This window comes from Pseudalkalibacillus berkeleyi, assembly GCF_021608225.1.
In the GTDB taxonomy this organism is placed as follows: Bacteria; Bacillota; Bacilli; order Bacillales; family Fictibacillaceae; genus Pseudalkalibacillus; species Pseudalkalibacillus berkeleyi.
This window is the reverse complement of the sequence record NZ_JAKIJS010000001.1, coordinates 1,569,794-1,582,186: the sequence shown is the minus strand read 5'-3', so window position 1 is coordinate 1,582,186 and position 12,393 is coordinate 1,569,794. Positions and strand designations below refer to the sequence as shown.

Sequence of the window (12,393 nt, the reverse complement as noted above, 5' to 3'; positions counted from 1 at the left end):
GTAGTCTCTCCTTAAAATAAAGAACAAATTTGAAAACAGAAAATGGTGATTTAAATATGGAAGTATTCATTGAGAGAATTAATGTGTCTGATGCAGAAGATCTATATCAGTTCGAACTTGAAAATAGAGATTTTTTCGAAAGATCTGTACCTTCTCGTGGAGACGATTATTATAAACCGGAGATATTTAAAGCGAGACATAAAAAGTTAATTGAAGAACAAACACAAAAAGGTTCTAGATTCTATTTAATTAAAAATGAAACTGGCTCAATTCTTGGAAGAATAAATTTAGTTATGGATGAATCTCATAGTATAGGTGATCTAGGTTATAGAGTTGGTCAAATACATACTGGTAAAGGGATTGTTACTCAAGCATTGAAATTATTATTAGAGGACTTAATTGATTTAGAAATTAAGCAAGTGAATGCACAAACAACGACTAATAACATAGCATCTAGAAGAATATTAGAGAAAAATGGTTTTGAGTATGTGGGAAATGATGAAGATTATTTTGAAATGAATGGCCAAATGCTACAGTTTGTTTATTATGCTTGGACGAACAACTAATTAAGGGACATAATTCATTTTTGAAATCGAGGGGAGAACTAGTTGAACCAATTTTCAGTAATGGAGAAGTTGAAGGAGAAAAGGACGAATATATCATGATTTTTGCTCCTGTAATTGATCTGAATGACGTTACTCTTCAAGTGGGTGAAACTATTCAGTTCCCTTTAAACAAATAAAGGACTCAAGTGATGTAAAGGAAGCTTACAAAGAAAACTGTAAGCTTCCTTTTTTTGAAATAAACGATTGAGTTAAATTACAAAGTTTGGAATAATTGAACATAGATATTAAAATGAGCTGTGAATTTCAGTATTGAATTCGGACGTGATGAGAGGAAGATTTATGTGGGGGCAAATAAACAAACGAACAACAATTCAATCATTTCTTTAACACTAGGCATTCTCTCAATAATAATTCCTGTGATTGGATTGGTGCTAGGTGTGATAGGGGTAATCGTTTCGAGGATTGCAACAAATCAAATTGTAAAAACAAATGAAGGTGGAAGCGGTTTAGCAACCTCTGGTTTAATTTGTAGCATCGTTGGAATTGTCATTCAGATATTTTCAGTAATGGGAGTTGTTACTTTCTTCTCTTCAACTACAGTTGGTTAAGAAAAAGGGCTTTTACTAAGCATGAGGAGATTTATTATGGTATTTGATCAAAAAGCTTTCAATATTCGAAACATGACCTATGTCATAAGAACAGCAATAGAGAGCGATGCGAATGAGCTGTCTCAAGTTAGGTTACAGGTAGACGGAGAAACAGAAAATTTAGATCGTGAAAAAGGCGAAGCTTACATAGATGAAGTAGGGTTTCAACAGATCATTAGTAACGATACAGAAAATGAGAGAAATTTATTCCTAGTTGCTGAAGTTGATGGAAGGATTGTTGGGTTTTCTAGATGTGAAGGGCACGGATTAAAAAGGTTCTCACATAAAGTAGAATTTGGTGTATGTGTGCTAAAAGAATACTGGGGATATGGTATTGGAAAAAGACTTCTTGAAAAATCAGTTCAATGGGCAGATGTAAATGATATTAAAAAGATTACCCTCAATGTACTTGAAACCAATGTAAAAGCTATAGAGCTTTATAGAAATTATGGCTTCGAGGTGGAAGGCCTTTTAAAGAAAGATAAGATATTATCTGACGGCCAATTCTATAACACGATTTTAATGGGTAGATTCAAAGATTAATGAGCAACATTATATGACTAAAAAACGAGTTTGTGAGGAATCAGACATGGGACAAAACGAAATACTAGCATTATTCCATAAAGAACTGCGTCAAGAGGCGGAGATACCTGGTTACACAAAAGTGGAAACACCACATACCGTTCGCCACGTATCTAAGTTCGGCGAAAAAGGTTTTGTTTCTGCATCAAATTTGAACAAAGAGAATGCTCGAAAAATCATCAACGAAGAAATAGATTATTTTGCAAAACATAATCAAGATTTTGAGTTTAAAGTATATAGCTACGATCGTCCAGACAATTTGAAGGATATTCTTGTACAAGAGGGGTTCACAATCGATGACCCGGAAGCCTTGATGGTCATGGAAATTGATGAAAGGCATCCTTTGATTCGGACTGATCGACACCCTCTCCTAAAGGAAATAACCGATGAACAAGGTATTCAAGACATTATCCAATTAGAGGACACTGTTTGGAATGTTTTGCATGCTGAGTTGGGAGAGAGACTTTGGAGGGATAAACAGGATCATCCAGATGATCTTTTTCTATATGGTATATATGATGATGAATTGCTAGTAAGTGGAGCTTGGATGTATGTTGAGATGAACTCGTCCTTTTGCAGCTTATGGGGAGGTTCGACTCTCGCTGATCATCGTAAAAAAGGGTATTATACAGCGCTATTAGCTGAACGTGCTAAGAAAGCATTTCAAATAGGGCATCCATACCTCACTGTTGACGCAAGTCCGATGAGTAAACCCATACTAGAAAAGTCTGGCTTTCAATGCTTGGCTTATTCTTATGGTTGTCAATCACCACCTATTAAGAAGTAGATATATTAGGATTGGTTGTAAAAGTAAAAGAGCTTGAAGAATCTCAAGCTCTTTTATCGTTTAGTTCAATATTTCTTTTCGAGTGCAATGTCTTGGTAATAATGCTTCAAGATTGTTTCATAGGAGTCTCCTTTTGTAGCCATTCCAACCGCACCCGTTTGAGAAAGTCCTACACCGTGACCCCATCCACCTCCGTAAGCTTTAAATCCTGTGAACTCTCCTTTTGATTTCATAGGTTCAATAAAGAATAGGGTGCTAAGTAGTACACTTTTACCTCCGGAAGCGTTGAAGTACTTGAGTGACCAGCGGATTTTATCTTTATATTCATAAAACGTTCCATTGTCAGTAACGAACTCGATTTCTAAAACACGACCAGAATCAGAGCGATTCACAACATTAATTTCTTGAACGTTACCTACTTCTGTCGCGAAATATTCACTCAATACTTCTGAGATTTCCTCATTCGTCCATTCATATTCCCATCGATGATACTTAGACCAATCTGACTCGTAATCACCGTTTTTAGAATTTCGTAACGACTTTGCGTTCGCATGATTTTTAAATACATCTAGAGATGGGACGTTTTCCATCGAATTACCACGTTCAGCATCTGGCACACCTCTTAAATATGCTACAGAGTCAGAACTCCAGATGTCTTCATTATTTGCAGTAAATCCTCCACTCGTTGAATGGTAGACTGCTGTAATCAATTTTCCATTATGTGTAGCAACCATTCCTTCCGTCTCTTGAACAGCTTGAGTGGAAACAGGATGTTCTGCATCATACCCACCGTATACTTGATCGGATGGTGTCGGGAGTAAGTCATATCCATCTGCGCTACGTTTTCCGAGATTCGCTAAAGTATACGTACGTGCTGCTACTGCTTGGGCTTTCTGCGCTTCTATTTCTCCGTAAGGAACAGGAGGTAATTCTCTCGGTACAACACCGTACAAATATTGTTCAATTGGTAGTTCATTTATGCCGGCGAGCGATCCACTGCTGTTATATCCAACCTCACCGATACCACGGTATTTCTTTCCACCGATTTCAATGATTCCATCAGTTGAGTGAATTTGTACAGGATTTTCAGTTAATCGCTCCTCACCAGCAAAGCGAACCTTCAATGAGGCGGTCCCGGTCGTAATCGTTTTTATTTGCCAGAATGCATCACTAGCCGCGAGTCCGTTCGTGATCATTTCATTTTTAAAAGCAACCCGGGCACTCCAGCTTCCTTCTACAGGAAACTTTCCAATCAACAGTCGATACCCACCATTGTGTTCTTCTAGATACGTTTCATATCCACCTATTTCAGCCCGATGAAGCCAATCATCTATATAGGCGGTATTCGTTGACCAAGCTACTTGTAACCGGTAAGAGGTATCAACAGAACCTGAACTCATGAGCGAAACCTCTGCTGAATTATTTGTTCCTTGGGCTAAAATTTCACCCGTCTCTTTGTCCGTAATCGAGAAAGAATGATCACTTCCGAGTGTAATTGATTCGGCACTTGGTACGACTCCAATTCTAATCGACTGTTCTTCGCTCGCTTCAACACTTTGAAAACCCGAGAAAGAGAAAGCGCTTACAAAAATACACAACAATGCAATGAAGATACGCCGTATGAACACTAAAAAACCTCCTCATTTTTTTATGTTGATCTACAATAGATACTTTTCGAGCAAGTATTGAAATATCCTTTTAAAAAATTAATATAATTACTAAAAAAATATTTCATGTTAGAAGGGATTTTCGAACAAAGACCGAAATAATATTTTAAGAGATTGTAATGAATGTTGAAATGAACTTATACACAAAAGGGAGGGTGGATGGAAGGGGTCATGATAAATCTTTCAAAATAGAGGTGTCACATGGAGTTAGATTTGACGTCATTAACGACAGAACAACGCAACATGCATACATACAGCATCGACACACTCAGTACTCAGGATATTTTGCAGACGATCAATCGAGAGGACGAAAGTGTTTCTCTTGCTGTGAAGAAGGTTTTACCGCAAATTTCCTCGGCGGTCGATTTAATTTATGAAGCGTTCAAAAAGAATGGAAGATTATTTTACATTGGTGCAGGAACGAGCGGGAGACTAGGTGTCATTGATGCAGCAGAATGTCCTCCGACTTTCAGTACAAAAGCAGACCTTGTACAAGCGATCATAGCAGGTGGTGCTGAAGCGATGTTCGAGGCGATTGAAGGTGCAGAAGATGATGAGAACCAGGGAAGAATGGACTTGCTCTCTCGTCAAATTTTGGAGAAGGACATTGTGGTCGGTATCACTGCAAGTGGGAGAACGCCTTATGTAATCGGTGCAATAGAGGCTGCCAAAGAAAAAGGCTTGAAGACAATCAGTTTAAGCTGTAATGCGAATTCAGTTGTGTCTAAGCTTGTTGACCAATCTATTGAAGTGGTTGTCGGACCTGAGATATTAACAGGATCCACCCGCATGAAAGCCGCTACGGCTCAGAAGATGGTTTTGAACATGCTTACAACAGCATCGATGATCAAAATGGGTAAGGTTTATGAAAATTTGATGGTTGATGTGAATGCAACGAACAACAAGTTAGTGGAAAGAGCTAAAGGCATCTTAATGACGATCACAGGTGTTTCATATGAGAGAGCAACAGCGCTTCTCACGCAAACAGGTTTTGAAGTGAAAACGGCTATTGTCATGGAAAAGGCAGGTGTATCCTTCGTTATTGCGAAGGAAAGCATCAAGAAGGCTGATGGTTTTGTAAAGAAAGCAATTGAAATCGCCAAAACAAATTTGTAAGGGGGATTTACTTTGAGAATGAAGAAATGGTTATTGGGAATCGTTTCACTAATGCTAGTGTTCGGTATCTTTGCAGGATGTTCGAACGATGATGCCTCAAAGGATATGAGTGAGGATGAATGGAAGGATTGGGAAGGTACGATAACGATGTGGGACGGTCCACGTTGGGCAGATAAAGATGAGAACAAATACCACTGGATTGAAGAGAAGATGTCTGAATTCCAGAAAGAATATCCGAATGTGAAAATCAAGCTTGTCAAAACACCTTGGGCTGAAATGAACGACAAGCTTAGTGTAGCAATCGCAGGTCGTGCTTGGCCTGACATCGCTCCTGTCGATATTAGTGGAGGATCAGTGAATCAGAATCACATCAAACAAGGTGTAATTGCTGAACTTGATTCGTACTTATCTAAAGAAGAGAAAAGTGACTTTTATGATAATGCAATTGATGCGTATACGACAGATGGGAAGCTTTATGGCATTCCAACGTCGATCAGCGTACATGCCATGCTCTTGAACCTTGATATTTTTGAAGAAAAAGGTGTAGAACCTCCTAAGGATGGTAAATGGACGTATGATGAATTTGTAGAGAAGATGAAAGCGCTGACAGGCGACGGTGTAGACGGATTTTCAACGTATATCCTTCCGAGTTATTATGAAGCTTGGCCATTTTTGTTAATGGATGGCGGATATCCATTAAATGAAGATATGACTGAATATACGTTTGACTCTGAGGAAGCCGTTAGTGGTTTGCAAAAACTCGTGGATCTAAAGTACAAACATAAAGTTACGCCTGAAAGCATGGGTGGCCAAGACGTTGGTGGAACGTGGAAAGCTTGGGCGGCAGCAGATCAAAGAACAGTTGCAGTTGAGCCGTGGGCGACTTGGGCAATTGCTGCAGCACAAGGAGAAAAATTCAAAACAAACTTTATGGTAGCGGAATATCCGACTGGAGAGACTGGTGAACCTGTCACCATCGGAGGAGTTGGTGGTTATGTCATGTTCAACTCTAAGGATGAAGCAAAGAAACGGATGACAGCTGAGTTCATGAAATACATTACGAGTACAGATGAACAAGTTGTAACAGCAAAGAATTACGGTACATTCCCAGCACGTAAGTCTGCTGCTGACCAAGAGCCATTTGCTGACAACCCTCAAATGGCAAGAGCGCAAGAGCTTGCGAAGCATGCAGTACCAGTTCCACGCCATGAAAACTGGGCTCGAATTGATGAAGCCATTCAAAAGGAATTACAACTAGCCCTTAACGGTGAAAAGAAACCAGCAGAAGCCTTGAAAGATGCAGGTGAAGCGGTTGACGGAATTATAAACGAGTAGAAAGTTAAAAAGGGGTTGGCTCAACTGATCAAATACACCTCTCCAAAAGCTGGGGGTGTTGATTGGACGAGTCAATCCCTACAATTTTAATGATAGGTTCATCGAAGGGATGTGAACAACCTTGGAAACGAACACAAGTACTACACGTAAAGTTAATCAATCAACGACCCGAAATACGAAAACAAAATCACTCTGGAAAGAGATTTACAAAAACAGAGTCGCCTATCTTTTTTTATTGCCGAAGTTATTGTTTTTCGTATTATTCATGCTCGTTCCAATCGTTTGGGCTTTCATCTTATCGTTCCAAGAATTCAATATCATGGGTTCAACATGGGTCGGATTTGATAATTACATAACGGCTTTCCAAAGCAAAGTGTTTAAAGTCTCTTTATGGAACACTTTCATTTACACAGTGGTCACAGTACCTGCATTTGTCATAACGGCACTCGTCATAGCCTCACTCGTGCAACCACTAGGTAAGATGTCTCAATCATTTTTCAGAGCGGCTTTTTATTTACCTACTGTAACTTCAATGGTCATTATCGCAATGGTCTGGAGATGGATGTATAACTATCGATTTGGGATTTTCAACTATATCATCGGTTGGTTTGGGTTTGAACCTGTTAACTGGCTTGGTCAAAGTGATTCAGCATTACCAGCACTTATGATTATGTCGATTCTCATTCCGCCTGGAGCAGGTATCATCATTTACTTAGCGGCAATGAATGATATCGATCAATCTTTGTATGAAGCAGCGCGGATTGATGGCGCAAGTGCATTCCAACGTTGGTTGAAGATTACAATACCAATGCTGAAGCCGACCACGTTGTATTTGGTCATTCTAAGTACAATTGGTTCATTTCAAGTCTTTACTCAAATCATTATGATGACAGGCGGGGGACCTGGAAATGCGACGGAAACGATTGTGCATGTCATTTATAAGACGGCTTTCCGTGATTTCAAGTTTGGTTTAGCTTCTGCTCAATCTGTCATCCTGTTCTTTATCATTATGATATTTGCAATCTTTCAATATCGAACACTACGAGATCACCACTAGGGAGGTGGGAATATGAAACAAAATCAAAAGCTAGGTAAATTTCTTATTTATGTAACACTCATATTCATGGCGGTCGTTTCGTTGCTCCCTCTCTATTGGGTATTTGCAACTTCACTCCAACTGCCAAGCTATCAAAATGAAACAATGGAGGAGCCGATCAATTATGTGGAATCTACGCCACCTAAGCTCTATCCAGTAGGTGTGAATGAATACTTCCATCAATGGAAAATGCGCGAAGCTGCAGAGGATGCAGGTAACGAAGCTCAAGCAGTTTATCACGATCAAAAAATGGATGAAGTGGTAACGAAGACGTTCGAAGGATTCGTTATTCTGTTTGAACGGACAAAGATCATGAAGTGGCTGCTCAACAGCTTATATATATCCATTGTCACTACTGTCGCAATTGTCCTGATCGACACGATGTCAGGATATGTACTTGCCAAAAAGAAGTTTCCAGGTAAGATGATCATCTTCTGGGCAATTATCTCTACTATGATGATTCCAGAACAAGTGACCCTTGTGCCGACGTTTATGATGGTGCAGAAACTGCAACTTTTCGACACGCACTGGGCATTGATTTTTCCAAGTCTAGCGCTTGCCTTTGGTGTGTTCTTGATGCGACAATTCTTACTCGCCATTCCTGATGAACTAATTGAAGCAGCGAAAATCGACGGGGCTTCAGAATGGAAAATCTTCTGGACAGTCATCGTGCCACTTGCAAAACCAGCGATGGCAGTACTAAGTATTTTCACCTTCGTTTTAATGTGGAACTCATTCCTATGGCCAATCATCGTTTTAAATGATGAAAACTTACTTACGTTGCCAGCTGGATTGAAAACATTACAGGATGCAAACCTCGCGAGCTTTAAATTACTGATGACAGGTGCAACGGTAGCTGCAATCCCAATGATTGTATTCTTCCTATTATTCCAACGCTACTTTGTTAAAGGATTATCGATGGGTGGGGTGAAACAATAATGGATTTACGTGAAAAAATCGGTCAACTCATGGTGTTCGGGTTTAAAGCAGATCATCCTGAAAAGATGTCTGACGAAATTAAGGACCTGATTGAAAACCACCATGTCGGCGGAATCATACTATTCGGACGAAATATTGGAACGACTGAAGAAATTCAACAACTCACTTCAACGTTACAATCGACTGCAAAAAATGCGGGACACAATCATCCTTTGTTCATTTGTATTGATCAAGAAAACGGCGTCGTCCGTCGGCTTGGAGAAGGCACAACGGTGTTTCCTGGTGCGATGCTGCTCGGGGCAACTGGGGATGAAAAACTGGCATATGAGGTAGGAAAAGCTTCAGGTCAAGAGTTGATGGATTTAGGAATCAATTGGAATCTCGCTCCCGTAGTAGATGTCAACAATAATCCGAATAATCCCGTAATCGATGTACGTTCATTTGGAGAAAATCCCAACAATGTTGCTCAATTCGGTACGCAACTCATGAAGGGTATGCAAGCCTCAGGCGTCATTACGACATTGAAGCATTTTCCGGGACACGGGGATACAGCTGTCGACTCACATCTTTCTTTACCTGTCATACCACATGCACTTCAGCGACTTCATGAAGTTGAATTAGTTTCTTTTAAAGAGGGGATAGAAAATGGTGCAGAAACCGTTATGTCCTCCCATGTCTATTTTCCTTCCATCGAGCCTGAAGTGAATCGTCCGGCAACGATGTCTAAACCGGTCATGACAGGATTGTTGCGAGAAGACCTTGGGTTTGAAGGTGTCATCACGACAGATTGCATGGAGATGAAGGCGATTGCTGATGGAATCGGTACGTCACACGGTGCTGTTGAGGCGATTAAAGCAGGAGTGGACTTAATTATGGTTTCTCACTTACCAGAGTTACAACATGACGTATTGGAAAAAATCTATCAAGCCGTGACGAATGGTGAAATTGAAGAAAAAACGATCGACGAAGCGTATGCTCGTGTAATGAAGTTGAAATCAAGTTCATTGAAATGGAATGATAACCTTACGCCATTCAAGAAACCTGAACATCATCAAACATTAGCAGAAGACGTGATGCGAAAAGGGATCACACTGCTTGAACGAAAAAGCGGCTTGCTGCCATTAACGAGAAATCAGCATGAGCGAATATTGGTCATATATCCAGAGAACGGATATCTAACAGAAGTGGAAGATGAACGTTTTTCTTCACATGCGCTCGGAGAACTACTAAAAGAGTTAAATCCAGGAGCGAAAGTCGTTACAGTCTCACAGCAACCAGAACAAAGTGAAATTGATTTTATGAAAGTGCTAGGGAATAGTGCAGATATCATTTTGGTGGGCACGTTATCTGCAACCCGGTCTGAAGGACAACAACGTCTCATGCAAGATATGATGAGTCTTGGTAAACCAATTATCCATATTGCAATGAGAAGTCCTTATGATATCGGACTCTTTCCAAAGGTGGATGTATCCATTGCCACTTATGAATTCACAACCCCAGCATTGCGGTTAGCCGTTCGTAGCTTATTCGGATTAGAAAAGGTTGAAGGATCGTTTCCAGTAACCATTCCAAATACAAATTGATTGTGAAAAGCAGGTGATCTAGATGACAAATACTACAGGGGGACTTGTCATGCTGAAAGAAATGCATGATAAGTTACCCCCATCTGAGAAGAAGATTGCATCGTTTATTTTACAGGATCCTAGGGCAGCTATTTCAAGTACGACGAGTGAATTGGCACAATTAAGCCAAACGAGTAGTGCTGCAGTCATCCGATTATGTAAATCGCTCGGGTTGAAAGGATTTCAAGAATTGAAGATGAAAGTGGTCGGTGACCTTCAGAAAAGTGTTCACGAAGGCTATCGAGACATCCAACCGAATGAGTCTCACGCTTCGGTTTTGGAGAAAATGACGAACAACAGCATCCAGTCGTTGAAAGAAACGGGTGAAATGTTGCATTTAAGTGAGCTTTCCAGATCTGTTGAAGCCTTGGAAAATGCAGGGACTATCCATTTCTTCGGTGTTGGTGCCTCTGCAATCATCGCGCAAGATGCACAGCAGAAATTTCTCAGAATTCATAAGAATGTAACCGCATTTTCCGATCTTCATATGGTTGCGATGCTCGTTGGAAATGTGAAGCCGGAGGATGTTGTTGTAGGAATTTCATTTTCTGGTGAAACAGCTGAGGTAGCGCAAATTCTCGAGCTCGCGAACCAAAAGGGAGCTACAACAATCAGCCTGACGAAGTACGGATCGTCTAAGGTCTCAGAACAGGCGAAAATTAAACTTTATACGTCAGCATCTAAGGAAGCGACGTTTAGAAGTGGCGCAACTTCTTCAAGAATCGCCCAGCTTCATGTGCTGGATATATTATTCATGTGTGTCGCCTCCACCCAATATGATGCATCCATCCAATACCTCGACGAAAGCCGGAACGCAATCGAGTATATTCAACAAAAGCGCAGGAAATAGGGGGCTAGTATGTTAAAGAAACTTACTGCTATTGTAGAAAGTAACAGGAAACTTGCCGTCGGTTTGATGTCAGGTACCTCACTCGATGGCGTAGATGCAGCCTTAGTGGAAATTAAAGGCTTCGGTCCAGGTACTGAAGTAAAACTCCTAGCATTCGATACTACTCCTTATTCTGTAGAAGAGCGTGAACAATTGATAGAACTGTGTGATCCTAAGAAATCAACGGTTGAAAAAATTTGCAAAATGAATGTTGTACTTGGAGATCTCTTTGGTGAGGCTGCATTGAACGTTATTAAGAAAACAGGGTATCTCCCCAAAGATATTCAGTTCATCAGTTCGCACGGTCAGACGATTTACCATTGGCCAGAGGAACGATCGACCTTACAAATTGGTGAGTTAGCTAATATCGCAGCAAAAACGGGTATTTTAACGGTTGGTGATTTTCGGCCAAATGACATGGCATATGATGGTCAAGGAGCTCCGTTGGTTCCATTTGTGGATAGGTTGTTGTTTTCCCATGAAACCAAGAACCGCATCTTATTGAACATTGGTGGAATTAGCAATTTGTCTGTTGTACCAGCCATTTCAGAAATAAACAGGGAAGTCAGTGCGTTTGATATCGGACCAGGCAATGTCCTCATTGATGGTGCTGTACGCCGGTTAACAGGGAAAACTTTTGATGAAAATGGAGATTTAGCGAAAAAAGGGACGATACACGATAAGTTGCTAGAATCATTGATTGAAGAAGATCAATTTTTACAGATCAAACCACCTAAAAGCACGGGGAGAGAGCTTTATACAGAAGATCGCCTGGGACAGATTCTCATGAAAGCAAAGACATTAAACCTATCAATGGAAGATACAATCGCTACGATTACTGCCTACACTGTGGAAATGATCGTTCAAAGCTTATCGCTCTATATACATAAAGAACATACAATTGATCAGCTGATCGTTTCTGGAGGAGGAGCATACAACGAAGCGATTATGGACGGCTTGCGCAATTCTCTTCCCTACAAGGTTTCCAAAATGGATGACATATCATTCAATGGAGACGCGAAAGAGGCGATTGCGTTCACCATTCTCGGCAATCAGTTTCTTCACGGTGAAACGAACAACTTACCATCTGCCACAGGCGCGTCACAATCGGTCATCATGGGTAAGCTCGCACTCCCATCTTAATTAG

At 40.4% G+C, this 12,393-nt stretch carries 13 protein-coding genes; 12 read left to right on the top strand and 1 reads right to left on the bottom strand.

The annotated features are described in order from the left end of the window. The first annotated feature begins 56 nt into the window (after nt 1–56). The 5 genes from L2716_RS08385 to L2716_RS08365 all read left to right on the top strand — a co-directional run bounded on the left by L2716_RS08385 (nt 57) and on the right by L2716_RS08365 (nt 2,582). Complete coding sequence (locus tag L2716_RS08385; RefSeq protein WP_236333585.1) at nt 57–566, top strand: GNAT family N-acetyltransferase; 510 nt, start codon at nt 57–59, stop codon at nt 564–566. Further along, on the top strand, nt 551–742 hold the full coding sequence (locus L2716_RS08380; protein ID WP_236333584.1) for a hypothetical protein: 192 nt from the start codon (nt 551–553) through the stop codon (nt 740–742). Before L2716_RS08385 ends, L2716_RS08380 begins: the two co-directional genes overlap by 16 nt. 165 nt (nt 743–907) lie before the next feature. Next, on the top strand, nt 908–1,174 hold the full coding sequence (locus L2716_RS08375; protein WP_236333582.1) for a DUF4190 domain-containing protein: 267 nt from the start codon (nt 908–910) through the stop codon (nt 1,172–1,174). Nucleotides 1,175–1,210: 36 nt separating this feature from the next. After that, complete coding sequence (locus L2716_RS08370; RefSeq protein ID WP_236333580.1) at nt 1,211–1,756, top strand: GNAT family N-acetyltransferase; 546 nt, start codon at nt 1,211–1,213, stop codon at nt 1,754–1,756. 13 nt (nt 1,757–1,769) lie between these two features. Continuing rightward, nucleotides 1,770–2,582 carry a GNAT family N-acetyltransferase gene (locus tag L2716_RS08365; protein ID WP_236333578.1) on the top strand — a complete coding sequence of 271 codons (813 nt, stop codon included), beginning with the start codon at nt 1,770–1,772 and terminating at the stop codon, nt 2,580–2,582. Between the two features lie 65 nt (nt 2,583–2,647). Here the strand turns inward: L2716_RS08365 and L2716_RS08360 are convergent, their stop codons facing one another. Beyond that, nucleotides 2,648–4,210 (bottom strand): SpoIID/LytB domain-containing protein, encoded by a 1,563-nt coding sequence (locus tag L2716_RS08360; RefSeq protein ID WP_236333576.1) that lies wholly within the window; start codon nt 4,208–4,210, stop codon nt 2,648–2,650. A gap of 240 nt (nt 4,211–4,450) precedes the next feature. Between L2716_RS08360 and murQ the strand changes: the two genes are divergently transcribed. From murQ to L2716_RS08325, 7 genes are all read left to right on the top strand, one after another. Further along, nucleotides 4,451–5,365 (top strand): N-acetylmuramic acid 6-phosphate etherase, encoded by a 915-nt coding sequence (gene murQ / locus L2716_RS08355; RefSeq protein ID WP_236333574.1) that lies wholly within the window; start codon nt 4,451–4,453, stop codon nt 5,363–5,365. 18 nt (nt 5,366–5,383) lie between these two features. Continuing rightward, nucleotides 5,384–6,700 carry a sugar ABC transporter substrate-binding protein gene (locus tag L2716_RS08350; protein WP_236337835.1) on the top strand — a complete coding sequence of 439 codons (1,317 nt, stop codon included), beginning with the start codon at nt 5,384–5,386 and terminating at the stop codon, nt 6,698–6,700. A 121-nt stretch (nt 6,701–6,821) separates the two neighbouring features. Next, complete coding sequence (locus L2716_RS08345) at nt 6,822–7,757, top strand: carbohydrate ABC transporter permease (RefSeq protein WP_236333572.1); 936 nt, start codon at nt 6,822–6,824, stop codon at nt 7,755–7,757. A gap of 12 nt (nt 7,758–7,769) precedes the next feature. Then, nucleotides 7,770–8,735: a carbohydrate ABC transporter permease gene (locus tag L2716_RS08340; RefSeq protein WP_236333570.1), complete on the top strand. Its 966-nt coding sequence runs from the start codon at nt 7,770–7,772 to the stop codon at nt 8,733–8,735. Further along, nucleotides 8,735–10,318, top strand: coding sequence for a beta-N-acetylhexosaminidase (gene nagZ / locus L2716_RS08335; RefSeq protein ID WP_236333568.1), 1,584 nt, complete (start codon nt 8,735–8,737; stop codon nt 10,316–10,318). The genes L2716_RS08340 and nagZ overlap by 1 nt, the downstream gene beginning before the upstream one ends. Nucleotides 10,319–10,367: 49 nt before the next feature. Continuing rightward, nucleotides 10,368–11,207 (top strand): MurR/RpiR family transcriptional regulator, encoded by an 840-nt coding sequence (locus L2716_RS08330; protein WP_236333566.1) that lies wholly within the window; start codon nt 10,368–10,370, stop codon nt 11,205–11,207. Between the two features lie 9 nt (nt 11,208–11,216). After that, complete coding sequence (locus L2716_RS08325) at nt 11,217–12,389, top strand: anhydro-N-acetylmuramic acid kinase (RefSeq protein WP_236333564.1); 1,173 nt, start codon at nt 11,217–11,219, stop codon at nt 12,387–12,389. Nucleotides 12,390–12,393 lie beyond the last annotated feature (4 nt).

Excerpts from the sequence above, each read along its gene's own strand:
- L2716_RS08385 (WP_236333585.1), top strand. The coding sequence starts at position 57 with ATGGAAGTATTCATTGAGAGAATTAATGTGTCTGATGCAGAAGATCTA.
- L2716_RS08370 (WP_236333580.1), top strand. The coding sequence starts at position 1,211 with ATGGTATTTGATCAAAAAGCTTTCAATATTCGAAACATGACCTATGTC.
- L2716_RS08365 (WP_236333578.1), top strand. The coding sequence starts at position 1,770 with ATGACTAAAAAACGAGTTTGTGAGGAATCAGACATGGGACAAAACGAA.
- murQ (WP_236333574.1), top strand. The coding sequence starts at position 4,451 with ATGGAGTTAGATTTGACGTCATTAACGACAGAACAACGCAACATGCAT.
- L2716_RS08350 (WP_236337835.1), top strand. The coding sequence starts at position 5,384 with ATGAAGAAATGGTTATTGGGAATCGTTTCACTAATGCTAGTGTTCGGT.
- L2716_RS08340 (WP_236333570.1), top strand. The coding sequence starts at position 7,770 with ATGAAACAAAATCAAAAGCTAGGTAAATTTCTTATTTATGTAACACTC.
- nagZ (WP_236333568.1), top strand. The coding sequence starts at position 8,735 with ATGGATTTACGTGAAAAAATCGGTCAACTCATGGTGTTCGGGTTTAAA.
- L2716_RS08330 (WP_236333566.1), top strand. The coding sequence starts at position 10,368 with ATGCTGAAAGAAATGCATGATAAGTTACCCCCATCTGAGAAGAAGATT.
- L2716_RS08325 (WP_236333564.1), top strand. The coding sequence starts at position 11,217 with ATGTTAAAGAAACTTACTGCTATTGTAGAAAGTAACAGGAAACTTGCC.